Annotated in this window: 20 protein-coding genes and 1 tRNA gene; 2 read left to right on the top strand and 19 right to left on the bottom strand. The window is 61.6% G+C overall.

The annotated features are described in order from the left end of the window. Positions 1 to 34: 34 nt before the first annotated feature. From SLIT_RS12735 to dnaE, 18 genes are all read right to left on the bottom strand, one after another. A complete protein-coding gene (locus SLIT_RS12735) occupies positions 35 to 664 on the bottom strand; it encodes a V-type ATP synthase subunit D (protein ID WP_013030673.1) in 630 nt (209 codons plus the stop codon). Then, positions 661 to 2,055, bottom strand: a complete 1,395-nt coding sequence (locus SLIT_RS12740; RefSeq protein ID WP_013030674.1) for a V-type ATP synthase subunit B — start codon at positions 2,053 to 2,055, stop codon at positions 661 to 663. The genes SLIT_RS12735 and SLIT_RS12740 overlap by 4 nt, the downstream gene beginning before the upstream one ends. After that, positions 2,052 to 3,851, bottom strand: coding sequence for a V-type ATP synthase subunit A (locus SLIT_RS12745; RefSeq protein ID WP_013030675.1), 1,800 nt, complete (start codon positions 3,849 to 3,851; stop codon positions 2,052 to 2,054). Before SLIT_RS12745 ends, SLIT_RS12740 begins: the two co-directional genes overlap by 4 nt. Then, the gene (locus tag SLIT_RS12750) at positions 3,844 to 4,479 is read right to left on the bottom strand and encodes a V-type ATP synthase subunit E (RefSeq protein ID WP_013030676.1); all 636 of its coding nucleotides are present in this window, start codon (positions 4,477 to 4,479) and stop codon (positions 3,844 to 3,846) included. The genes SLIT_RS12745 and SLIT_RS12750 overlap by 8 nt, the downstream gene beginning before the upstream one ends. Further along, positions 4,476 to 4,835, bottom strand: a complete 360-nt coding sequence (locus SLIT_RS12755; RefSeq protein ID WP_013030677.1) for a V-type ATP synthase subunit F — start codon at positions 4,833 to 4,835, stop codon at positions 4,476 to 4,478. The genes SLIT_RS12750 and SLIT_RS12755 overlap by 4 nt, the downstream gene beginning before the upstream one ends. Beyond that, complete coding sequence (locus tag SLIT_RS12760) at positions 4,832 to 5,278, bottom strand: ATP synthase subunit C (RefSeq protein ID WP_013030678.1); 447 nt, start codon at positions 5,276 to 5,278, stop codon at positions 4,832 to 4,834. The genes SLIT_RS12755 and SLIT_RS12760 overlap by 4 nt, the downstream gene beginning before the upstream one ends. Before the next feature lie 28 nt (positions 5,279 to 5,306). Continuing rightward, positions 5,307 to 7,223 (bottom strand): V-type ATP synthase subunit I, encoded by a 1,917-nt coding sequence (locus SLIT_RS12765; RefSeq protein WP_013030679.1) that lies wholly within the window; start codon positions 7,221 to 7,223, stop codon positions 5,307 to 5,309. A gap of 4 nt (positions 7,224 to 7,227) precedes the next feature. Further along, positions 7,228 to 8,286 carry a V0D/AC39 family V-type ATPase subunit gene (locus tag SLIT_RS12770; RefSeq protein ID WP_013030680.1) on the bottom strand — a complete coding sequence of 353 codons (1,059 nt, stop codon included), beginning with the start codon at positions 8,284 to 8,286 and terminating at the stop codon, positions 7,228 to 7,230. Then, complete coding sequence (locus SLIT_RS12775; RefSeq protein WP_013030681.1) at positions 8,283 to 8,612, bottom strand: hypothetical protein; 330 nt, start codon at positions 8,610 to 8,612, stop codon at positions 8,283 to 8,285. Before SLIT_RS12775 ends, SLIT_RS12770 begins: the two co-directional genes overlap by 4 nt. A gap of 155 nt (positions 8,613 to 8,767) precedes the next feature. After that, positions 8,768 to 9,283, bottom strand: a complete 516-nt coding sequence (locus tag SLIT_RS12780) for an NADH-quinone oxidoreductase subunit B family protein (protein WP_013030682.1) — start codon at positions 9,281 to 9,283, stop codon at positions 8,768 to 8,770. Further along, positions 9,283 to 10,833: a hydrogenase large subunit gene (locus SLIT_RS12785; protein WP_013030683.1), complete on the bottom strand. Its 1,551-nt coding sequence runs from the start codon at positions 10,831 to 10,833 to the stop codon at positions 9,283 to 9,285. Before SLIT_RS12785 ends, SLIT_RS12780 begins: the two co-directional genes overlap by 1 nt. A gap of 4 nt (positions 10,834 to 10,837) precedes the next feature. Next, the gene (locus SLIT_RS12790) at positions 10,838 to 12,295 is read right to left on the bottom strand and encodes a hydrogenase 4 subunit F (RefSeq protein ID WP_013030684.1); all 1,458 of its coding nucleotides are present in this window, start codon (positions 12,293 to 12,295) and stop codon (positions 10,838 to 10,840) included. Next, positions 12,288 to 12,950: a formate hydrogenlyase gene (locus tag SLIT_RS12795; RefSeq protein WP_013030685.1), complete on the bottom strand. Its 663-nt coding sequence runs from the start codon at positions 12,948 to 12,950 to the stop codon at positions 12,288 to 12,290. Before SLIT_RS12795 ends, SLIT_RS12790 begins: the two co-directional genes overlap by 8 nt. Beyond that, entirely contained in the window at positions 12,950 to 13,909 is a 960-nt protein-coding gene (locus tag SLIT_RS12800) for a respiratory chain complex I subunit 1 family protein (protein WP_013030686.1), read from the bottom strand. The genes SLIT_RS12795 and SLIT_RS12800 overlap by 1 nt, the downstream gene beginning before the upstream one ends. Next, positions 13,909 to 15,918, bottom strand: coding sequence for a hydrogenase 4 subunit B (gene hyfB, locus SLIT_RS12805; RefSeq protein ID WP_013030687.1), 2,010 nt, complete (start codon positions 15,916 to 15,918; stop codon positions 13,909 to 13,911). Before hyfB ends, SLIT_RS12800 begins: the two co-directional genes overlap by 1 nt. A 164-nt stretch (positions 15,919 to 16,082) precedes the next feature. After that, entirely contained in the window at positions 16,083 to 18,968 is a 2,886-nt protein-coding gene (locus SLIT_RS15390; protein ID WP_013030688.1) for a PAS domain S-box protein, read from the bottom strand. Positions 18,969 to 19,016: 48 nt separating this feature from the next. Further along, positions 19,017 to 19,730, bottom strand: coding sequence for a Crp/Fnr family transcriptional regulator (locus SLIT_RS12815; RefSeq protein WP_013030689.1), 714 nt, complete (start codon positions 19,728 to 19,730; stop codon positions 19,017 to 19,019). Positions 19,731 to 19,962: 232 nt separating this feature from the next. Then, on the bottom strand, positions 19,963 to 23,532 hold the full coding sequence (gene dnaE, locus SLIT_RS12820) for a DNA polymerase III subunit alpha (protein WP_013030690.1): 3,570 nt from the start codon (positions 23,530 to 23,532) through the stop codon (positions 19,963 to 19,965). On the opposite strand from dnaE, the gene SLIT_RS16135 reads away from it, so the two are divergent. Next, a complete protein-coding gene (locus SLIT_RS16135) occupies positions 23,531 to 23,854 on the top strand; it encodes a hypothetical protein (RefSeq protein ID WP_190272134.1) in 324 nt (107 codons plus the stop codon). The genes dnaE and SLIT_RS16135 overlap by 2 nt on opposite strands. Beyond that, positions 23,851 to 24,270: a cytochrome c gene (locus SLIT_RS12825; protein ID WP_013030691.1), complete on the top strand. Its 420-nt coding sequence runs from the start codon at positions 23,851 to 23,853 to the stop codon at positions 24,268 to 24,270. The genes SLIT_RS16135 and SLIT_RS12825 overlap by 4 nt, the downstream gene beginning before the upstream one ends. A 124-nt stretch (positions 24,271 to 24,394) precedes the next feature. On the opposite strand, the gene SLIT_RS12830 is transcribed toward SLIT_RS12825, so the two are convergent. Beyond that, positions 24,395 to 24,485, bottom strand: a tRNA-Ser gene (locus SLIT_RS12830). Between the last annotated feature and the right edge of the window lie 116 nt (positions 24,486 to 24,601).

Genomic DNA, 24,601 nt, shown 5'->3' on the forward strand with positions numbered 1-24,601 from the left:
GAAATCTACGTTGTCCGTCTGAAATGTCCTCTCTCTACCCTTCTGCTGCCTCCAGTTGTTCTCGCATGACTTTGAGCTGGAACAAAGTGTTGCGCTCTTCCTCGGACAATGCCGATTCGATGTAACGGATGGTGGCCTGGTAGCGCGGGATGACGTTGTACTTGAGCGCGTTGACGCGCTTCTGCGTCTTGCGCTGTTCGGTCAGCAAGCGCCACAGGGCAGTCTCGGCCTCGCCCAGTTGCGCCAGCAACACGGCGGTTTCGGTCATGCGGCTGCGCGCCTCGTCGAAGCTGGAATCGGTCCACATCAGCCCGATCGGCATCATCGGCGCGCTCTCCACCGACACGGTGGGATATTCGACGCCGATGCTGCTGCGCGGCAGGATGTGCACCGACAACACCGGCTTCAGTCCCAGCACCGCCTGGCGCAACTGGGTGCTGCCCATGCGCATGTGGGCGATGGAGAGCCAGTAGTAGGTGTGCTGCAGCGCCTCGCTGACGGTGACGCGCAACTCGTGGTATTTCTTCAGGCGCTGGTGCACCAGGCGCGTGAGCAGTTCGCGTTTGCGCTCCAGCAGGTCGTGCCCGTGCTGCAGCGACACCAGCTGCTTGCGCAGCGCAAGCAGGGTGTTTTTGGTGGGGCGCACCTTGAGCAGCTTGTTCATGTCGTTTCCGCGGCACCGTGCCAGTGGTGGTATTTGGCCAGATCGGCCTCGCTGACACGCGTCAGCGTTTCCGGCGGCAGCAGCGAAAGCAGCTCCCAGGCCAGGTTCAGCGTCTCGACGATGCTGCGGTCCTCATCTTCGCGCTGGCTGACGAACCGGTGTTCGAACGCTTCGGCAAAGGCGAGAAAATTCTGGTCGGTGCCCGAGAGTTCGTCGGCGCCGATGATGGAAGCCAGGTTGCGCACTTCCAGCGCGCGCGCATAAGAAGCATACAACTGCCCGGAGACGCGGCCATGGTCCTCGCGCGTATGTTCCTTGCCGATGCCATCCTTCATCAGGCGCGACAGCGAGGGCGGAATGTCCACCGGCGGATAGATGCCCTGGTTGTTCAGCGTGCGGCTCAGCACCAGCTGGCCCTCGGTGATGTAACCGGTAAGGTCGGGGATCGGATGGGTGATGTCGTCGGATGGCATCGACAATACCGGCACCATGGTGATCGAACCGTGGCGGTCGCGTATGCGCCCGGCACGCTCGTAGATCTCCGCAAGGTCGGAATACAGGTAGCCGGGGTAGCCCTTGCGCGCAGGCACGTCGCCCTTGGCGGTCGCCACTTCGCGCAGCGCCTCGGCATAGTGTGTCATGTCGGTCATCACCACCAGCACATGCAGGTCGAGGGTGAAAGCGAGATATTCGGCAGTGGTCAGCGCAGCGCGCGGCAGGATCAGGCGTTCGATCGCGGGTTCGTCCGCGAGGTTGAGGAACATCACCACATTGCGCAGCACGCCGCTGTCGGCAAAGGTCTCCTTGAAAAAATTCGCATCGCTGTACGACACGCCCATTGCGGCGAACACCACGGCGAAGTGCGATTCCTCGCCGGGCAGGCGCGCCTGGCGAACGATCTGCGCAGCAAGACGGTTGTGCGGCAGACCGGAGCCGGAGAAGATCGGCAACTTTTGCCCGCGCACCAGCGAGTTGAGGCCGTCCACTGCAGACAGGCCGGTCTGGATGAATTCCCGCGGATAGGCTCGCGCGGCTGGGTTCACCGGCGCACCGTTGACGTTGCGCCTGATCTTGGAAAACAGCGGCGGGCGACCGTCGCGCGGCTGTCCCAGGCCGTTGAACACGCGCCCGAGAATGTCCGGGCTCAACGGGATATCGAACGGCTCGTCGAGGAAGCGCACCCAGGTGCGTTCCAGGTCGAGGTCGTCGGTACCTTCCAGCACCTGGATCAATACCATTTCGTTGGAGGTGCGGATCACCTGGCCGTTGCGGCGGCGTCCGCTGTGGTCGCGCACCACCACGCGATCGCCCAGCCCCACGCCGGGCACGCCGCGCATGAACAGCAATCCGCCGCGCGCTGCCGATGCCAGCCGGTATTCTTTGCCGCTCATGTGCGATCTCCGTCTGTGGTTGTTGCCTTGCCGTGTTGCGCATATTCGTCGGACACGCGATGGAATTCGCTTCTGGTCTTTTCTGCGAACTCGCGCAGCCCATCCAGTTTGTCGTTGCCGTAACTGCTCTTCAGGCGCTGCGCTTGCGCCAGCACGGGCATGCGCAGCAGTTCCTGCACCGGCACGCCCTGTTCCAGCAGTTTCAATCCATCCTGGTAGATCGCCAGCATCTGGTCGAGCAGCGCGAATTGTTTTTTCGGCGAGCAGTAGCTGTCCACCGGATCGAGCGCGCTCTGCTGCAGCACTCCCTCCTTGAACAGCGCCACACCTTCCAGCGCCCAGCGCTGCTGCGGAGACAGTGCTTCCGGCCCGACCAGGTTGACGATGCGCGCCAGTTCGTCGGCCTGCGACAGGATGCCGAGCGCGGTGGCACGGTGCGATTCCCAGCGCGGATCGACGTTCTCCGCCCACCAGCCGCTGCAGCTCGCGACGTATCCGGAAAAACTTTCCACCCAGTCCACCGCCGGGTAGTGGCGCGCATCGGCCAGCTCCTTGGACAGTGCCCAGAAGGTCTTGGTGATCTCCTTGGTGTGGCTGGTGACCGGCTCGGAGAAATCGCCGCCGGGCGGGGATACCGCACCGATCAGCGTGATCGAGCCGCTGTTGCCGGACAGCGTGGTGACACGGCCGGCCCGTTCGTAGAATGCTGCAAGGCGCGAGGCGAGGTAGGCGGGATAGCCTTCTTCCACCGGCATCTGCCCAAGGCGCCCTGCGACTTCGCGCAATGCTTCGGCCCAGCGGCTGGTGGAGTCGGCCACCATCACCACGTCGTAGCCCTGGTCGCGGTAATACTCGGCCAGCGTGGCGCCGACATAGATCGAGGCCTCGCGCGCCACCACCGGCATGTTGGAAGTGTTGGCTACCAGCAGCGTGCGTTCCATCAGCGAACGGCCGGTGTTGGGGTCGGTGAGCTTCGGGAACGATTCGAGGATGTCGACCAGCTCGTTGCCGCGCTCACCGCAGCCCACGTAGATCACGATGTCGGCATCCGACCAGCGCGCGATCTGCTGCTGCACGATGGTCTTGCCGGCGCCGAAGGGGCCGGGTACGGCTGCACGTCCGCCCTTCACCAGCGGGAAGAAGGTGTCGAGGATGCGCTGTCCGGTGAGCAGCGGTTCCACTGCATTGTCGCGGTTGCGGTAGGGCCGCGGTATGCGCACCGGCCAGCGGTGGAACAGCTGCAGCTCGCTGATGTTTCCTTTTGCATCTTTTACCTTCGCCACCACCGCGTCCACGGTGATATCGCCTGCACCTGCGAGCTCAGTCAACTCGCCGTCCTTGCCGGGCGGAACCAGGATGCGGTGCAGGATGGTCTGCGTCTCCTGCACCGTGCCGAGTATGGTTCCGCCTTCGACGTGCGAACCGATCTTCAGTCCCAGTTGCGGCTCGAAATGCCAAAGCTTGCTGCGGTTGAGCGACGGAATGTGCACGCCGCGCGGGATGAAATCGCCATGCTGCTGGGCGTGTTCCAGCAACGGGCGTTGCACGCCGTCGAAGATGTTGCCCAGCAGTCCCGGGCCGAGCTCCACCGACAACGGATGGCCGAGCGCCACCACCGGCTCGCCCGGCCGCAACGATTCGGTGGGTTCGTACATCTGCACCAGCGCATGTGCACCGTTACGTGCGATCACCTCACCGACCAAGTCGAGGCTGCCCATCCTCACCTGCTCGCCGGTGGGCACGTCGGCCAGATCGACCGTGACCAGCGGCCCGTTGACTTCGACCACCTTACCCACGGTGCATCTCCCCGGAAGCAAGTTGTTCGATGATCACGCCATGCAAGGCATCGCCCAGCTTTTCCATGCGTCCCTCGAAGGTGTTGTCGAAGCGGATGTCGCCATCTTCGCTGCTGACAAGTATGCCGCCAATGCAGTCTATGGTCTGTTCCGACAATTCGAGACGCTTGTCGGCCGCGGCTGCCTTTGCATAACTTGCCCAATCTTTTTTCAGATGTTGCAGATCGCGCGGATTGGCCTGCACCAGCAGATGGTCACGCTCGATCGCCTGCGCGGCCTCGCGCAACCAGTCAAGCAGCAGCGGATGGTATTGGGCATCGTCCGCGGCGAGCTCTTTCAGGCGCCCGGGCAGGTATTCCAATATGGTATTGACCAGGTCCCAGCGCACATGGTCGAGCTCGGAGCTCAGTTCGAGTTCAGCCGCCTGTATCCGCTGCTGGTATATCCGCTCGGCATGCGCCTTGGCTGCCAGCACCTCGCGTTCTTCTTCGACACGCAGGCGCTGGTTGGCATCGGCGATGATCTGCTTGTGCACCTGCTGGCCACCCGCCAGGTATTCCGCGGCCAGTTTCTTCGCGCGCTCCAGCAGTGCGGATTCCAGGTTGCCGATTTGCTGGCTGTCGCTCATTCCTGCGCCTCCAGGGCGGATGCGCCCAGTACGCTTTGCACCAGGGCTTCCACACGCGAGTGATAGCTGCCGGAAAGATGCAGTTCCGGAATCTCGGTGATCACGATGCGGCCCGCCTCGCGCTGCGCGCGCAACAGGTGGCGGCCGGGATTCTGCGCCAGGCTCTGCTCGATCACCACCAGCGCGGCCTGCTGCTTGCGCATCAGTTCCTGGAACAGGCTCTCCAGCATTTCCGGCGTCGGATCGGCAATGGTCTCGAAGCCGATCAATTCAAATCCCTCCATCAGTGCTGCGCTGCCCAGCGCGATCATGCGAGCCGGCGCAGTAAGCGGAGTGAATTTTTGTACTGCGATCATGCGATCTTGCCGAGCAGCAGGATGGTCACCACCAGGCCGTAAATGGCGATCCCCTCGGCAAGGCCCAGATAGATCAGCGTGCGACCGAACATCTCCGGCTTCTCCGAGATGACGGCGAGCGAAGCGGCGCCCACCGGCCCAACGGCGAGTCCAGCGCCGAACGCCGCGAGCCCGGTCGGCAGACCGGCACCGAGCAGCGCCAGTCCAAGCCCGGTGGATATTTCGCCGTGCGCGGCTGCTGCCTCCTGGGCCAGCGCACTGTCTATGCCCGAGACCAGCAGGGCGATGCTGGCCGTGGCGAACACCAGCAGGTTGCCGGCCAGCGTGCCTTTCCACCAGCGCGCCACGCGTGCGGCGTCCGTCATCGGACGGAATTCCAGGTAAGCGCCCAGACCGAATGTGCCGAGCAGGGTGAGTCCGATTAATGCGATGAGCCAGTGCATGGTCGTTCCTTTCGTAAAAAATGAATCCTCAATCCTGCAATGCCAGCTGGTTCCCGCTGCCCAGCATGAGCGGGCGGAACGGTCGACCGTCCCCGCCGAAGAAACGCGAGAAACCTTCGTAATATTCTAAGCGCAAAGCCTGGATCGCGACGATCGCGCCTTCCAGAACCAGTATGAAGATGTTGCCGAATACCACGGTCAGCCAGTATCCCGCCGTGTGCATCATCTCGCCGACGGTGAAGATGGCGATGGCCAGCGCCACGTGGTTGAGGCTGAATGCTGCCAGCCGCAGGAAGGACAAGGTATTGGAGATATACGCCATGACCGCTTCGAATCCTTCCACCACCACGATCAGCAGGCGCTCCACGAAGCGGACGCCACCGTTGTGCTGCCAGGCATGGAAGAAGATGGCGGCCAGCGACAAGCACACCAGCAACGGCGAAATGATGCCCGCATGGCCGCTTGCGGAGATGCGCCATGCCCCGGTCAGCAATCCCAGATAGAGTAATAGTCCGGCCACCCCATGGCTGTCCAGCAACGCTTCGCGCAACCTGCCGTCGACGATGCGGTTGTATATCGTCAGTAACGTGGAAAGCAGGATGAAGGTGACACCCCAGCCCAGCGCAATCCCCAGCATCAGCATCGGGTCGGACAGCGGCGGCATCCACAGCGCGGTGATCAGGTGCTCGTAGCCGAACACGCTGCCATAGAGCAGGCCGAACACGGCGGAGGTGAATCCCACCGCCAGTACCAGCGAGAAATAGTGGCCGAGCCTTTTGCGCAACAGCATTCCGGCGAGCGCGATGACGATGCCGTGGCCGAGATCGCCGAACATCATGCCGAACATCAGCACGAAGGAAACTGCAAACAGGATGGTGGGATCGATCTCGCCATAACGCGGCACGCCGTAATTCAACACCAGGCTGGTGAATGGCCGCAGCCAGCGGTGATGGCGGAGCAACGACGGCACCTGCAGACGCTCGTCGTCGCGCGGCGGGCGCGAATGCAGCATGAAATGGCCCGGGAGATTCTGTTCCAGCAGTTCCTGCAGCCGCGGCAATTTCATGTCCGGAATCCAGCCGCTGACCGACACCAACTCTCCGCGTCCGCGCATCAGCGTCGCCAGTTCCGCATAGGGTGCGGCGCGCGCCAGCGTGTGCGCGGCACTGATCAGCTGTGCGTGGAAGTCCGCTTGCGCAGCGCGGGTGCGGCGATCTATTTCCTGTTGTGCATATTGTTCCTCCAGACGCGCCATGCGCGCGGTGAGCTCGCCGCGTACCTCGGCGGGATGGCCATGGAATTCCACCGGGATATCGGTCGAGCGCCAGCCCGCAGCCTGCAGCACGCGCTCCACATCCGCCGCCTGCCCCATGGCACCGGCGATGATCATGTGGATCAGCTCTGTGCTGGTGAAGAAACGGATCGACACATAGCCTGCGAGCTTGAGCGCTTCCTCGAAACGCTGGATGTTGGCGAACGGCAGTGTGCCGACGCGCACATCCAGCAGTTCGCTTTTTTTCTGCAAGCGGGTGAGGTCGATGTTTACGTCCATGAACTGGTCCAGCGCATGCAGCAGTTGCGCGGAATGCCTGCGATCCTCGCGCAGTTGGCGCATGCGTTCTTCGTCGTCCGAACATTGCTCCCATATCTGCTTCAGCCATGTGCCGAGTTCCCTGAGCTGATCCAGGGTGACCGGCTGCATCGGTGCGCTGATGGTATCGGGCGGGACGATCTCGAAGTGGGACAGGATCTTGTCGAGGCGCGACTTGTCCTCGATATAGGCACGGCGGAATTCTTCGCCCGGCAGTTCCGGCAGGTTTTCGGGAATGATCTCGGTGAACTCCGGCGCAAAGTTGCCAAAATTGGCCAGCAGCAGGGCTGCCTTGGGAGCGTCGTCCTTGATCAGGCTGAGATCGATACGCAGCATGGGCAGGGGTCTGAACATGGCTTTATCCGGCCAGCGCCTGCCTGCCGCCTTCCGGCAGCGGCAGGCCCAGCGCGGCGCGGATCATGTCGGGCGCCATCTTCAGGTTGCGGCCGCGGATGATGGCACGCAAGCGGCGCAGGTCGCGTTCGCGCAGCACCATGTAGGCCAGTGCGCGCGCCACGTTGAACGAACTGTGGCGCAGTGCATTGCTCGCGATGCGCCAGGTCTCGAATTCGAGGCGCAGCGTCACTTCGGTGGAATTGCGGGTGCCGGCCAGCAGGTCATCGTAAGGCCGCGGCAGGTTGGCGATGGCTTCATCGAAAGTGGCGCTCTGCGCCAATTGCTGCAGCTGCTGCGGGCTCAGCCGCTGGCTGGCGGGAATCAGCAGGTAATAGGCTTGCGCCGGCGACATGTTGTAGGCAAAACGGTAACGCAGCAGCCACACCATGTTGACCCGGTCGATGACGCTGCCGATGATGGAACGCAGTATCTGGCCCGGACCGCTGCCGATTCCGCTGCCGCGCCGCGCCAGTCCGGCGAAATAGCGCCGGTCGATGGCCGCATCCAGCGCAAACAATGCTTCGCCCTGCTCCAGCAGGTGGCGCGCCTGGCTGGCGATGTCGGCATAGGCGGTCTGTTCCAGGCGGCGGAACAGCTCCTGCGGACTGTCGCTCTGCAACAGCTCCGCGGTGGGCAGGCGGGTGAAACTGCCCATATCCAGCAGCTGATCCTCGATCACGCGCTGCGGCTGTCCCGCCATCTTGCCGCGGATGATCGCCTTGAGATTGCTGAGCTCGAATCGGTGCGCCCAGTAACCAAGCAGGTCGCGCGCGTCGCCGGACAAGGTATTGGCGAGGAGCGCCAGCTCCCGGAGCAGGATGGTGACGTTGTTCTGGTCGAGATCGCCGGTATACAGGGCGGTGATCGCGTTGGTGGATGCAGCAATGTCGGCCGTGCTCATCGGCTGTTCTTCCGGGATGCCCTGGTCGATCAGGGTGTTGAGCTGGTGGAGGTCGAGCAGCCGCTCGGAGAGCAGGCTGGTGCGCGTGTGCAGGTAGGCGAATTGCGCCACATCGCTCATGGTTTGCCTTTGCCGGTTGCCGTCAGCAGTTTGACGGCGGCGTCCAGCGCCAGATGTTCCTGTGCAGCTGCGGAAGTGCGCAGCGCGGCGGAACGTTCAGCATGGCGGCGTCTCAGCTCGGCGATGGTCTGCTGTGCACGCTGTTCGGCCTGGGCGACAAAGGAGGCATGGATTTCCTGGACCCTTTCGGCAAGCTGCTGTTCCGAGGCCTGCACGTCATGCCGGGACTGTTCGATGATCGCCTGCCGCTCCTGGTCGGCGCGCGCGATGATGTTCTCCGCTTCGGCCTCCGCATCCAGCAAACGTTTAAGCGATTCGTCTACCATGCATCCTCCATCACTCGCGTCAGTCAGGAATAATCGCCGATCGTGATAATCCAGCTTATCGGCATCGTCGAGATGTCGTGCCTAGTATAGTCTTGCCTTGTCTGTAATGCAGCCCCGACTTGCGTTTGCAGATGAATCGCCTGCAAGCGTTGCCATCAGGGTTTTCTTGCGCTGATCGCGGTCAGTATCCCTTGCAGGATTGCTGTCGGCGCAGGCGGGCAACCGCTCACCACCACGTCCACCGGGATGACATTGGAGACCTTGCCGCAACTGGCGTAGCTTTCGCCGAATATGCCGCCGTCGCAGGCGCAGTCGCCGATGGCCACCACCAGCTTGGGGTCCGGCGTGGCATCGTAAGTGCGCTTGAGCGCGATCTCCATATGCCGCGACACCGGGCCCGTGACCAGCAACAGGTCGGCATGGCGCGGACTGGCGACGAATTTGATGCCCATCCCCTCGATGTTGTAATAGGCATTGTTGACGGCATGGATCTCCAGCTCACAGCCGTTGCACGAACCCGCATCGACCTGGCGTATCGCCAGCGCTCCGCCGAACACATCCAGGATCTCCTGCTGCAATCGTTGCGTATCGACGCGCATCGACTCGTCGACTTGCGGCGGCGTTTCGGTCTTGATGCCGGTCTTGATGATCTGTTTCAGTATCTGGTACATCAGAGGTCCTGCCCTGAGTAACTGAGGTTGAACGATTTGTTGATCAATGGGAAATCCGGCACGATGTTGTCGATGATGGCGTGCTCAAGCAACGGCCAGTTCTGCCATGACGGATCGTGCGGATGCACGCGCGTGAGGTTGCCCTGCGCATCGGTGTGGATCGCGACCATCACCTCGCCGCGCCAGCCTTCCACCATGCCGATGCCAAAGCCGTTCGGCGGCAGTTTTGCCAGCGCTGCCGGTGCTTCGTCCTCATGGATCAGATTGACCAGTATCTCGCGCTGCAGGCGCAACGACTCGAACAGTTCGCCAAAGCGCACGATGGCGCGCGACGCGACATCGCCGTTGCGATAGGTCGACATCTGCACATCCAGCTTGTCGTAGGGCGCACAAGCGAACTGCACGCGCGCATCCCAGGCCTGGGCACTGGCGCGTCCGGCCAACCCGCACAAGCCGAGCTGGGCAGCCAATTTTGGTGTGACCACCCCGGTGCCGATGAAGCGGTCCTGCACCCCGGCATGTTCGTCGTAGATGCCGCGCAGGATGCGCACCTGCTGTTCCAGCATCGCGCACTCTGCTTCGATGACGCGCTTGCCCTCGGCCGACAGCGTCACCGCGACGCCACCCGGAGCTATCGTGTCCATCAGGTAGCGATGTCCGAACAATGCGGCGTTGTTGCGCAGCACCTGTTCCTTGAGTATCCAGAACTGGGCGAAGCCGAACGCCAGTGCGACATCGTTGCCCAGGTAGCCGAGATCGCCCAGATGGTTGGCGACACGCTCGCGTTCCAGCAACAACGCGCGCATCCACAAGGCACGGCTGGGCGGCGTCACCTTTGCGATGCTTTCCGCCGCCATCGCATATGCCCAGGCATAGGCCACGGTGCTGTCGCCGCTCACGCGGCCGGCGAGTTTTGCGCCTTGCTGCAGGCTCATGCTCTCGAAACGTTTCTCGATGCCCTTGTGCACATAACCGAGTCGCTCTTCCAGACGCAGTACGCGTTCGCCGATGATGGAGAAACGGAAATGTCCCGGCTCGATGATGCCCGCATGCACCGGCCCGACCGGTATCTCGTGCACGCCCTGTCCTTCCACCTGCACGAACGGATAGGCATCCGCCTCGTCGGTACGGCTCGCCGCCGCATCGAAATCCTTGCGCAAGGGAAAACTGCCGCTGTGCCATGCACCGTGGCGCACCCATTTGCGATGGTCGTGCCCTTCCTGCGCGTAGATGCCCAACATGTCGTAAGTCGCCCGTTGCATGCGGCTGGCGGCCGGAAAGATCTGGCTGATATCCGGATACACGGGCTGTTCTGCCGACAGCTGCACGTTCAGGCAGACCATGCCGGTCTCGTTGAGCAACAGCACATGCAACTGGAATCCACGATCCTGCTGCCTTGTGTCGCTGCCCCACAGCGCCACCAGCCTGCCGCCGCCGTCGTGCACTTGCCGGCAGATCTCGTGCAGATCATCCGGCCCGATCTCGCCCGTCCACGCGGGAAGCGCGTCGGTCAGTCGGGTCAGTTTGAGGTTGGGATGTTTGATCGGCATCGCGTTATCCTAACAAAGCCGCCGCCTGGCGATACCAGTCGGCTAGATAAGGCGGCATATACAGGCCGAGCATCAGCACCAGCAGCAAATGGGCGAACACCGGGATCAGCGCGGGCGGATGCGGCAGCGGTTTCGCGGTGGTCTCGCCGAACACGATGGGTTGTATCTTGCCGAAGATGGCGGCAAAGGCGATACCCAGCGCGATCAGCAGGATGGGAGTGGTCCATGGATATTCGTGCATGGCGGTGGTGATGATCAGGAACTCGCTGGCGAACACGCCGAACGGCGGCATGCCGAGGATGGCGAAGGTGCCCAGCGCCAGACCCCAGCCCACCGTCGGGCTGACCTGCAGCAGTCCGCGGATGTTCTCCATCACTTGCGTGCCGGTCTTTTGCGCCGCATGGCCGACCGCAAAGAAGATCGCCGATTTGGTCAGCGAATGCACGGTCATGTGCAGCAGGCCGGCGAAGGTCGCCACCGGACCACCCATGCCGAAGGCGAAGGTGATCAGGCCCATGTGTTCGATGGAGGAATAGGCGAACATGCGCTTGATGTCCTTCTGGCGGAACAGCGAGAACGCTGCCACCACCACCGAGAGCAGGCCGAAACCCATCATCAGGTTGCCCGCGAAGTGCGTCCCCAGCGAACCGTCGACCAGCACCTTGCTGCGCACCACCGCGCACAGCGCGACGTTGAGCAGCAGCCCGGACAATACGGCAGAGACCGGCGTCGGACCTTCGGCATGCGCGTCCGGCAGCCAGCTGTGCAACGGCACCAGGCCGACCTTGGTGCCGTAACCCACCAGCAGGAAGATGAAGGCGAGCTTGAGCACGGTCGGTTCCAGACTGCCCTTGACCTCGTTCAGGTGCGTCCACAGCAGCGCGTTGCCGCCCTCGCCCAGCACGCGCTCGGCGGCGAAGTACAGCAGGATGGTGCCGAACAGCGCCAGCGCGATGCCCACACCGCACAGGATGAAATATTTCCACGCCGCTTCCAGGCTGGCCGGGGTGCGGTACAACGATACCAGCAGCACCGTGGTCAGCGTCGCCGCTTCCATCGCCACCCAGACGATGCCCACGTTGTTGGTGGTCAACGCCACCAGCATGGCAACGGTGAACAGCTGGTACATGCTGTAGTACAGGTGCAGCATGCCGATCGTCAACTTGCCGTGGTGCTGTTCGATGCGCATGTAGGGGCGCGAGAACAGCGAGGTGGTGAAGGCGACAAAGGCGGTCAGCGCGACCAGGAACACGTTGAACTGGTCGATGAAGAATTCTTCGCCGAAGGCGACCTGCGGGCCCGATTCGATCACGCGCATGGTCAATACCATCGATGCGGCGAAGGTAAGAAAGCTCATCAGCGAGTTGAGTTCCGCCGCCCAGCTGCGCGAGCCGAACACGGCCAGCAGCCCGCCGCCCAGCAGCGGGGTGAGCAACAGCGCCATGAGTTGCAGGTCAATCATCCTTCAGCTTCTCCATGTGGGTGATGTCCAGGCTGTCGAAGGTCTCGCGGATCTGGAAGAAGAAGATGCCGAAGATGAAGGTGGCCACCAGCACGTCCAGCGCGATGCCCAGCTCCACCACCAGCGGCATGCCCTGCGTGGCGCTGGTCGCGGCGAAGAACAGGCCGTTCTCCAGCGACAGGAAAGCGACCACCTGGGTGACCGCCTTGCGCCGCGTCAGCATCATCAGCAGCGACAGCAGCACGCAGGCCAGCGCGATGCCGACCAGGCCGCGCGTGAGGCCTTCGGCCAGTTGCGCGATCGGCGCGGCCAGGTTGAACGCGAAGATCACTAGCGCGATCCCCACCAGCATGGTCGCGGGGATGTTGATCAGCGTCTCGACATCCCAGCGCACGTTCAGTTTGCGTATCAGACGGTGCAGCAACCAGGGAAGCACCAGTACCTTCAACAGCAGCGTCAGTCCGGCGGAATAATACAAATGGTGTTGCGCCGTGGAATAGGCGACCACGAAAGTGCTCAGCGCCAGCACGAAACCCTGCAGCGCGAACAGATTGATCAGCGAGAGGATGCGCCGCTGCGACAGCATCGCGAAAGCGATCAGCAGCAGCAGCGCGGCCAGCAGGTTGATCAACTGGAGATTGAGCGGGATCTGCATCAGGCCCCCAGCAGGAAATGGATCAGCAGGCCCAGCACTGCCAGCAGGAACGCGGTGCCCAAAAACTCCGGCGCGCGGAAGATGCGCACCTTGGCCGACACGATCTCCAGCACGGCTAGCGCCGCCCCGGCCAGCATCATCTTCAGCAGCAGCGCCACGATGGCCAGCGTCAGGCCGCCCCAGTTGCCCACCTCGGCGATGCCATGCGGCAGGAACAGCGCGATGCCGATGGAGATGTAGGCGAACAGTTTCAAACTGCTGGCCCATTCGATCAATGCCAGATGGCGCGCCGAATACTCGAGGATCATCGCCTCGTGGATCATCGTCAGTTCCAGGTGTGTGCTGGGATTATCCACCGGGATGCGCGCATTCTCTGCCAGCAGCACGATCACGAAGGCCAGCGCGGCAAAGGCCAGGCTCGGGTACAGCATGAAATGGTGGTGCGCCAGGGCTTCGACGATGCGCGGCAGCTGGGTGGAATGGCTGATCATCGACGCGGTGAAGAACACCATCAGCAGGGCAGGTTCAGCCAGGAAGGACACCAGCATCTCGCGCCTGGCACCAAGCGAACCGAACGCAGTGCCGATGTCCATCGCCGCGAGTGCCAGGAACACGCGCGCCACAGCGAACACGCCGACCAGCGCGATCACATCGGCAGCCTGCGAGAATGGCAGATCCACCGCGATGATCGGGATGATGGCAGCAGCCAGCCACATGCAGCCGAACACGATGTAAGGGGTGACGCGGAACAGCGGCGAGGCGTTATGCGCCATCACTGCATCCTTGTTGAACAGTTTGCGCAACACGCGATAGGGTTGCAGCACGCCCGCGCCGGAACGGTTCTGCAACCAGGCCTGGCACTGGTTGACCCAGCCGGTCAGCAACGGGGCGAGCAATACCACCAGCAGCAGTTGCGCCAGCTGGAACAGAATCGCGAAGATGAGTTCGTAGTTTTCCATCACACGAACACCAGCAACACGACCAGGGTGACGAAGGTGTAGGTCAGGTACAGATGGATACGCCCGTGCTGCAGCACCGACGACCAGGAAGAAAGCTTCTCGGCCAGGGATTTGATCGGCAGGTACAGCAGGTACCACAGGCGGTCGTCGCTTTGCCCGTGATAGCGCGGATGGGTGTCGAAGGGACTCGGCACTTCCCGCTCGATCTTGAAGAACGGTTCGAAGATGCGGCGGATCGGTTGGCCGAAACCTTCTGCGGTATCCTGCATACGCGCATTCTGCGCCGGAAAACCGCAATCCCACGCTGCTCCGCGGCGCAAGCGGCCATGGTACAGACGCCGCACCAGCACCGAGGCGAGCAGCATCACGCCGAGCACCGCCAGCAGGAAATACAGCGGGCTATAGCTGGCACGCGCGGTATCCACCGGTGCCAGGAACACCCAGTTTGCGGCCGCATTCCCCAGGCCGGAGCCGAGCAGCGCGTGCGAGACGAAATCGATCTGATGCACCACGAACACCGGCGCCAGCCCCAGCGCAACGCAGCCGAACACCAGCCAGGCCATGCCGATGCGTTCCCATCTGCCGGCATCGTGCGCGTGATCCAGCACCTTCTCGCGCGGCTGGCCGAGGAAGATCACACCGTAGAATTTGACCATCACATAGGCGGCCAGCGCGGCGGCCAGCGCGATCACCGCGGCGGCCACCGGCACCAGCATGTTGATGTAGCTGTTCGGCAAGCCAGGCGACAGCAGGAACGCCTGCAGCAGCAGCCACTCCGACACGAAGCCGTTGAGCGGCGGCAAGCCGGAGATCGCCAGCACGCCGACCAGCATCAGCACCGCCGCCCACGGCATGTGATGGATCAGTCCGCCCAGGCGCCCCATGTTGCGCTCGCCCGTCGCATGCAGGATGGCACCGGTGCCGACGAACAGCAGGCTCTTGAAGAAGGCGTGGTTCAGGCTGTGATACAGAGTCGCGGTGAGCGACAGTGCGGCAAGTGCATTCTTGCCATAGACGTGAAAGATGATGGTCAAGCCGATACCCACCAGCAGCAGGCCGATGTTCTCGATCGAGGAATAGGCCAGCAGCCGTTTCATGTCGCCCTGCACGGCGGCGAACATCACACCGAATACCGCGGTGATCAGACCCAGCGCCAATGCCAGCACACCCCACCACCAGAGCTGTGTGCCCAGCAGATCGAAGGTCACGCGCAGGATGCCGTAGATCGCCGTCTTCAGCATCACCCCGCTCATCAGCGCCGACACCGGCGAAGGCGCAGCGGGATGCGCCTCGGGCAGCCACACATGCAACGGCAGCACACCGGCCTTTGCACCAAAGCCGAACAAGGCCAGCAGGAACGCCGCCGAAGACCAGAACGGGGTCAGCCCGGCACCGCGCATCGCGTCGAACGTGTAAGCGCCGATGCCATGCCCGCCCTGCATCACGCCGAAGCAAAGCAGGATCGCGATGGCACCGACGTGCGCGATCAGCAGGTAGAGAAAACCGGCCCGGCGAATATCCGGAACGTTGTGATCCGTGGTGACCAGAAAATAGGAAGACAGCGCCATGGTCTCCCACGCCACCATGAACATGTAGGCGTCATTCGCCAACAGCACCAGCGTCATGCCGACGAGGAACAGGTGATATTCCAGGCACAGCAGTCCGAGCGTGCCGCCAGCCATGGTTTTGAAATAGCCCGCGCTGAACAGCGACACACCCAGCGATGCACCACCGAGCAGGATCAGGAAGAACGCGGACAGCGGGTCGAGCCGAAGATGGAAAGGCAGCTCGGGCAACCCGAGCGGCAACACCATGATGTTGGGAGCCGCATCCAGCGCCCACAGGCCTGTGGCAGCCAACAGCAGCGATGTCAGCGCACTGAGCGGGAAGACGACGTTATTGATCAACTGCGGAGCGCGTTGCAGAACCAGACCTGCCACGCCGAGCACGATCCAGAACTGGACTAACCAGCCAACCACATCTAGCGGCAATATTCCAACGGCGTCCATCTGGTGTTACTTATACACCCCTCGATTGTATGTGCATCTTGCAGGCTGGCGATTCTACTCCTGCGCCGGAAAGATGTTCAAGGAACGAATCGCGGTTTTGGTCCATCCACCCCAACGGGGTAGCCCATCGGGATGATCGCTCCCACAGAGACGCGCTCCACGGGTCACAGATTCGCATCGTAGAGGTGGAAACGGTTCTTGCCTGCCTTCTTGGCGACATACATGGCCTGATCGGCATGGCGCAGCAAGGTATCGCCCTCTTCATCGTCGGCAGGGTAGCAAGTTACACCGACGCTGGCTGATACGGCGATCGATCGCTCCTCGAACCATACCGGCATGGCGATGGTCTGCACGATGCGTTCCAGCACCTGGATGCATTCGAGTTCCTGCGACAAGTCGTTGAACAACACCACGAACTCGTCCCCGCCCAGACGCGCCAGGGTATCGCCCGCGCGCAAGACATCCTGCAAACGGCGGGTGATGTCCACCAGCAACATGTCGCCGGTCTCATGTCCGTATCGGTCATTGACGTCCTTGAAGCCGTCGAGGTCGATGTAGCAGATGGCCAGTGTCTTGCCGCTGCGCTGCGCATGCGCGATGGCCTGCCCCAGGCGATCGGACAGCAGGCGCCGGTTGGGAATGCCGGTCAGCGCATCGTGATTGGCGACATGGCTCAGCTCTGCCTCATGTTCCTTGAAATAGGTAATATCCGAGAACACTGCCACATGCCGCTGTACGTTGCCGGCATCGTCGCAGATCACCGAGATCGACAGCAGTTCAGCATATATCTCGCCGCTCTTGCGCCGATTCCATATCTCGCCGCGCCAAGCCCCCTCCCGCTTCAGCGACGCCCACATCGCGGCATAGAACGCCTTGTCCTGATGACCTGAGCTCAGGAGTCCCGGATTCCTGCCCAGCACTTCCGCGCGGCTATAGCCTGTGATCTGCGTGAAGGCGGGATTGACGTTGACAATGATGTTGTCCGCGTCGGTGATGACAATGGCTTCCTGGCTGTTGTCGAACACACTGGCAGTAATGCGCAATCCTGCCTCTGCCTGTTTCAATTCGGTGATGTCGCGCCCGATGATGACCAACCCCTTGCGCCTGCCTTCCTCGTGGAACAGCGGCTTCTTGATGACATCGAAAGTCATCTCGCCGCCGTCCGGCAACGGAATGATCTCCTCCACGCGCGAGATGCCATCCTTGCGCCAGGCTTCTTCGTCGGTCTCATGGCAATGCAGTAGCGCATCCCTGTAATGCGGATCGGCTATCTCGGCCAGCTCCCTATCGGTCTTGCCTGCACAGTCCACCTCCCCGAGGCCGAATGCCTGCCGTGCCGACTGGTTGGATTCCAGCCAGCGTCCTGCGCCGTCCTTGAACTGGATCGGGTCGGGGATCGCCTCGATCAACGTGCGCAGCATCTCCTCGTTCTGGCGCAACCTGGCCGACTTCTCCTCCACCAGACGCATCAGTTCTTCCTTGCTGCGCCGCATCTCGGAGATGTCCACCAGCGTTCCGATGATAGCCGGGCGTCCCTGATATTCGATCCGGCGCCCGTGCGCGTCGACAACGATCATCGAGCCGTCGCGTTTGTAGGCGGTGAAGCTGTAACGAGTCGCGTCCGCCTCTCCTTCGAGCCGGCGCCGGATGTTCTCCTCGACCAGCGGCTTGTCCTCCGTCTTGACAAGCTGGATGGCCGGGACCACATCGACAAGTTCTTCAGCCGAATCGAAACCGAACATATCCAGCAATCCGGGATTGGCATAGCGGAAGAACCCGTCCTGGATGATGTAGATCCCGACCAGCGACTGCTCGACCAGCGCACGGAACTTGGTGGACTCTTCCGCGACCAGTCCCTCCAGACGGCTGCGGTAGTCTTCCAGCAACTGCGAGGTCTGCTTTCTGCGCGTGATGTCGCGCGCCACGCCCAGCACCCCGATCAGCTGCCCCTGATTGTCGCGCATCGGTGTCTTGATGGTCTCGAACAAACCGCGGGAGCCATCGGCAAATTCGAGCCACTCTTCGTTGGCACTCGACTGGTCTTCCGCCATCGCCTTGAGGTCATGCTTGCGGAAGGCATCTGCTTGTTCCCGGCGCACGAAATCGTAATCGGTCTTGCCGATGATGTCTTTCTCGCTGGCCCCATATAAGGCTTCGAAGCGCCGGTTGCATGCGAGATAGAGTCCATCCGCATCCTTCAGCCAGACCAGGTCCGGGATGGTGTCGATGAAGGTTCGCAGGAACAGCTCGTCCACTTCGAATTTCTCTTCCATCAGCCCCGATGCCATGGTCTGGGTCAGATCGTGCTCGCTCACCAGCCCGGCCATCCGCCCCGCACTATCGACCAACACCAGATGGCGCACTTTTCTTGCAAGCATCAGCTCCGCCGCCTCATTGATCGTGGCATCGCTGCGGATGGTCAACACCGGCGATGTCATCACTTCCGCGAGATGAACGCCGACCTGTGCCGGCTCGCGCGAATAGAAACGCACCACATCCCTTTCGGTGACGATGCCGATGGGCCTTTCGTCTTCGACCACCACCACGCAGCTCTCGCGTTGTGCCTGCATCAGGTTGAGCGCCTGCATCAGGCTGCTATGCGGTGGCAGGCTGGTGACAGAGCGCTGCGCCACAGTCATGACCTGCCTGCGCCCGGCCAGCACAGTCAGATTCAGGTGCAGACGGAAATCCGTTTCGCTGACCACTCCCGCAACCACTCCATCATCATCCACCAGCACCAGATGGCGGATACCTTCGCGCATGCAGATCTGATAAGCCTCCAGGCAATCCATCTTTCCGGGAACGACGACGACGGGTGCGGACATGCTGGTACGCAACTGCGTGTCAGGAGGTGAAGAAGCTCGCATCGCATGCAGGATGTTGCGTTCGGTGACGATGCCGACCGGGTGCCCGGCTTCGTCGATGATCACGATGGAGGAGAAACGGCGCTGCGCCATGATGAGCGCAGCCTCGCCGATGGTGGAATCGACCGCAAGGCAGGTGACGGCACGCGTGGCGATGTCGGTCAGGGGATATTGCTTATTGGTCATTGTTGCTGCCCGTTCTGCCAACTGTCACCCCAGGATGCAGGGGTCGCGTCATCGCTCATTTCCCAACAGTCGTGTGAACTCATCTCTCACTACGCTGTAGCACTCGCAGCATTGCTTCTCCAGCCCGGCACGATTCAAAACCTTGACATGCCCCCGGTTGTAATCGATCAACCCTTGCTCGCGCAATTCTCCGGCTTCCTCGGTGATGCTCTCTCTGCGCACGCCCAGCATGTTGGCGATGGCCTCGTGCGTCAGGCGGAAATCGTCGGATAGCGACTTGTCGTTGATCAGCAACAGATGCTGGCACAGTTGCTGCCGCAACGAATGGTGCTTTTCGCAGACTACCGTTTGCGCGATCTGCGTCAGCGAAGCCTGTGCATACAGCAGCAAAATATCGCACAAAGTCGTCAAATTTTTGCTCATCTCGCACAGCCTGTCTGCAGCAACCTGAAAGACATGACCGGATGTCTCTACCGTCGCCCAGTAGGGTATCCCTGCACCGCCCAGCACCTGGGCCACGCTGAACATACCTTCATTGCCGATCACGGCGACCCCGGCCGATCCTCCGTTCTCCAGCCGGTAGAACAGCGAGATGGCACTATCGATGGGGAAGTACACATGGCTAAGACGCTCCCCCGACTCGGCAAGTTGCTCACCCGCCTTGAGGTGGACGACTTGAAGATGTGGGAGCAGTTCTTGAAGTTCGTGCGGATGTAGCGCCGCCAGCAGGCGATTTTGCTCCGGGTTATGACGATGCGGCATTAGTGTCCCTGTCTATTGTCTGACTCGCGCTACGGCACTCGCCGAAGAATCGTTTCAGATGACCACCTAAAACCTCTGTCGAGAGCCCATACGCACGATCTGTGTCGATGGAAAAAACGCGGGCTCCCTTAAAACCCGTCAGGTAGCAAGACTAGCAAGACAGGCCCGATACAGTCTGTACGGTAGCACACACTATTGAGGATGCCGCAAAGTAGCAGAGTAAAAATATGGGTTATGCGTAGATGACCCGCACGTTCCGCTCCCCGCACATGGCTCGCAATCCTTCCAGCAGTTCGTCCGGCAGCGTGACTTGCCACGCCTCGCCAAGAGACAGCGGAACGCTGCCGATCAGGTTGCGGTAATTGATCTGCACCGGGCACTGCCCGCCGCAATAGGGCTTGAGCAGCTCCGCCAGTTGCGGCACGCGCACCTTGTCGTCTATGGAGCAGCAGATGTCCAGCCGCTTGGCGTACGCGGCACGTGCCGAGGCGAAGTCGTAAAGCTCATCCGCGGTAACGCGCATGCTGCCCGAGTAGGCATCCAGTTCCGCCTTGCCGCTCACCACCAACAACTCGTCGTCGCGTATCCAGGTGCGGTTGCTGTCGAACAGTTCGCTGAACACCACCACTTCCAGCGCGGCGCTGCCATCGTCCAGCGTCACCACCGCCATCTTGCCGCGCCGCGTCTGCAGCACGCGCACGCCACTGACCATCCCCGCGAGCACGATCGATTTCGCATTGTTGCGGCGCCCGCCGCCGTAGCCGCTGTTGCCGCCTGCTGGCGTGACGATATCCGGTGTGATATCGGCCAATCTGTGTTTGACGAAGTTCGACAACTCGGCAGCGAATTCCTGGTACGGATGCCCGCTCAGGTAAAAACCCAGCGCGGTCTTTTCCTGCGCCAGCTGCTCGCGCATCTTCCAGCGCGGCACGTCCGCCATCTGTACCGGCATGGCATGGGCTTCGTCATCGCCGAACAGGCTGTTCTGGTTGGCTGCGCGCGCCTTCTGCTCGGCGCTGCCGAGGGCGGCATCCAGCGACGCCAGCAATTGATAGCGATGATCGCTGATGCTGTCGAATGCACCGGCGCGGATCAGCGCCTCGATAGCGCGACGGTTGACGATGCGTTTGTCCACACGATGGCAGAAATCGAACAGATCCCTGAACGGCCCCGCAGCACGCGCCGCCACGATGTTCTCCACCGCCGCTTCGCCGGTACCCTTCACCGCACCGAGGCCGTAGGCGATGGTCTTTTCGTCCACTGGCTGGAAACGGAAGCACGAGGAGTTGATATCCGGCGCCAGTATTTTCAAGCCCTGCTGCACGGCATCCTGATAGAAGAAACTGACTTTGTCGGTGTTGACCATTTCCGAGGTCATGGTCGAAGCCATGAACGCGGCAGGATAGTGGCACTTCAGATACGCGGTCTGATATGCGACCAGCGAGTAAGCCGCCGCGTGCGACTTGTTGAAACCGTATCCCGCGAACTTCTCCATCGTGTCGAAGATCTCGTTCGCCTTCTTCTCCTCGATGCCGTTCTTCGCCGCTCCGGCCACGAAGATACTGCGCTGCTCCGCCATCTCCTCGGCCTTCTTCTTGCCCATCGCGCGGCGCAGCATGTCGGCGCCGCCCAGCGTGTACCCGGCCACCACCTGCGCCGACTGCATCACCTGCTCCTGGTACACCATGATGCCGTAGGTATTGCCGACCACTTTCTCCAGCAAAGGATGCGGCAGGATCACCTGCTCGCGCTTGTGCTTGCGGTTGATGTAATCGGGAATGAAATCCATCGGACCCGGTCGGTAAAGCGCATTCAGCGCGATCAGGTCGTCGATGCAATCGGGCTGCGCCTTGACCAGCGTGTCCTTCATGCCGCGCGATTCGAACTGGAACACTGCGGTGGTATTGGCGGTCCTGAATATCCTGTCGTAGGTCGCCTTGTCGTCGAGCGGGATGTTCTCTATCGAGAAGGATTTGGGATTTTGGATTTGGGATTTAGCATCCCCGCCAGCTCCGGCGTTGCTACTACCTAAATCCGAAATCCCAGTTCCTAAATCCTGAATGTACCGCACCGCCCAATCGATGATGGTCAGCGTGCGCAGACCAAGGAAGTCGAACTTGACCAGACCGACCGCTTCCACGTCATCCTTGTCGTACTGGCTCACCGTGCTCTCGCTGCCTTCGGCGCAATACAGCGGGCAAAAGTCGGTCAGCTTGCCCGGTGCGATCAACACGCCGCCCGCATGCATGCCGACGTTGCGCGTCAGATCCTCCAGCCGTTCGCCCAGCTCCATCAGCTCTTCCACGCCTTCTTCGCTGGCGATGACGGCATTGAATTCCGGCTCCATCTCGCGCGCCTTCCTCAGCGACACCGGCTTCACGCCTTCCACCGGCACCAGCTTGGAAAGCCTGTCGCACAGACCGTATGGGAAATCCAGCACGCGGCCGACGTCGCGGATCACGCCCTTGGACGCCATGGTGCCGAAGGTGGCGATCTGCGACACACACGCCTCGCCGTAATGATGCCGCACGTACTGGATCACCAGTTCGCGCCCGTCCTGGCAAAAGTCGACGTCGAAGTCGGGCATGGAGACGCGTTCGGGATTGAGGAAACGCTCGAACAGCAGTTCGTAGCGCAGCGGATCGAGGTCGGTGATGCCGAGCGAATACGCCACCAGCGAACCGGCGCCGGAACCGCGCCCCGGTCCCACCGGCACGCCGTTGGGGAATCTCGCATCGCGGAAGGATTTCGCCCAGCGGATGAAGTCGGCCACGATCAGGAAGTAGCCGGGGAACTTCATGTTGATGATGGTGTTGACCTCGAAATCCAGCCGCGCCTGATATTCCGCCATCTTCGCTGCGCGCACCGTTTCGTCCGGATAGAGCTGCAGCATGCGCTGTTCGAGGCCGCGCTGCGATTCGCTGCGCAGGAAATCGTCCAGCGATTCTCCGTTGGGGGTGGGGAAATCCGGCAGGTGCGGCTTGCCCAGCTTCAGCGAGATATTGCAGCGCTTGGCGATCTCCACGCTGTTCTGCAGCGCTTCCGGCAGATCGGCGAACAGTGCCGCCATCTCGGCCTGCGTCTTGAAATATTGCTGCGCAGTGAACTGGCGCTGCCTGCGTTTGTCGTTGAGTACATAGCCCTCTGCAATGCAGACCCGCGCTTCGTGCGCCTTGAAATCGTCGATCGTCAGGAACTGCACCGGATGTGTGGCGACCACCGGCAACGCCAGTTTCGACGCCAGCTTTACCGTATCGCGCAGATGCTGTTCCTCGCGCGCTGCGCCGAAGCGCTGCACTTCAAGATAAAAACGTTGCGGGAACAGGTCGGCGTATCCCAGCGCCACGACTTCGGCACTGCTCGCATTGCCGTTCAGCAATGTCATGCCCACCTCGCCGAGATGTGCACCGGACAAGGCGATCAGGCCATCCGTGCCGTCGCGCAGCCATTCTGTGCGGATCTCGGGCCGGCCGCGGTACTGGTTCTCCAGATAGGCCCGCGTCAGCAGACCGCACAGGCGCAGATAACCCGCGTGGGATTGGCACAACAGCAGCAGGCGGAAAGGCTGGTCGCGCACGGCATCGTTGCTGACATACACGTCGCAACCGACAATGGGCTTGATGCCGGCCCCGCGCGCCTCCTTGTAGAACTTGACCAGTCCGAACACATTGGACAGGTCGGTGAGCGCCAACGCCGGCATGGCATCCGCCTTGGCCGCGCTGACCGCTTCGCCGATGCGCACGATGCCGTCGGCGATGGAATATTCGCTATGCAGACGAAGGTGGACGAAGGAGGGTTGCATGACGCTCGTGATAAAAATCCCGGCGGGATTTTACCACTGCAGAAACGCTGCTCCCCGAAGAAATTGGCCCAATGAACATCGCGGTTGCCTGCGCACGCAGCGGCACCGCTATTGGCGCGCAGGCCAGGCATGGGGCTGCGGTACGTACCCCATAGTGGTGGCATTTGCGCTGCCCGCACAAAATATTATTGCAACTCTTCGGCAACTGCCGGGCATTATTGGCTACACTGCGCGGCTGATATTCAGGTTCACCGAGGCCCGGCTGCAATGTTGCCGGGAAACAGGCTTTATTCGATTGGTCATTCAAGGAGACAAAGCATGAAGCGGGCAGGTGCAATATTGTTGCTGGCGTTTGGAATGAACCTGGCATACGCGGACCCCAGCAGGCTATCGACCCCCAGCGATGCGAAATGGAAACAGGAATGCGGCAGCTGCCATGACGCCTATCCTCCGCGACTGCTGTCGGCGGACAATTGGCGACGCCTGATGTCCAGCCTGGACAAACACTTCGGCGCCAATGCGGAACTCGATGCGCGCGACAACAAGAAGATACTCGATTTTCTGGAACGCAATGCGGGCAGCGGCGAGCGCTACAGTTCATCCACCTTGCGCATCAGCGATACGCCATGGTTCATACACGATCATCGCGTGATCAACAAAAAGGAGTGGACCAATCCCGAGGTGAGAAGTCGCTCTAACTGCTCGGCCTGCCACGGCAGGGTCATACTTGGCGATTGATCCTTCAGGCATCTTGATCGCCTGACGAAATCCGCGAACCATGTCTCTGGCCGGATCTGAAAGACAACGCCCTCGCGTCCATTTCAACAAATCAAAAACCGCCCTCGTGGGCGGTTTTTTAAATTGGCGGAGAGGGAGGGATTCGAACCCTCGGTAGGTTATTCGCCTACGCCTGATTTCGAGTCAGGTACATTCAACCACTCTGCCACCTCTCCGTGACTCTTTACTGCTGATACCACGATATAGCCCGCTACTCTCCGAAAAGTACCTGACCAGGTACATTGGCTACGGCCGCCGCTACGCGGCTTAACCTGCAAGCAGGTTAGCCTTC

The sequence above is a fragment of the Sideroxydans lithotrophicus ES-1 genome, assembly GCF_000025705.1.
Classification (GTDB): Bacteria; Pseudomonadota; Gammaproteobacteria; order Burkholderiales; family Gallionellaceae; genus Sideroxyarcus; species Sideroxyarcus lithotrophicus.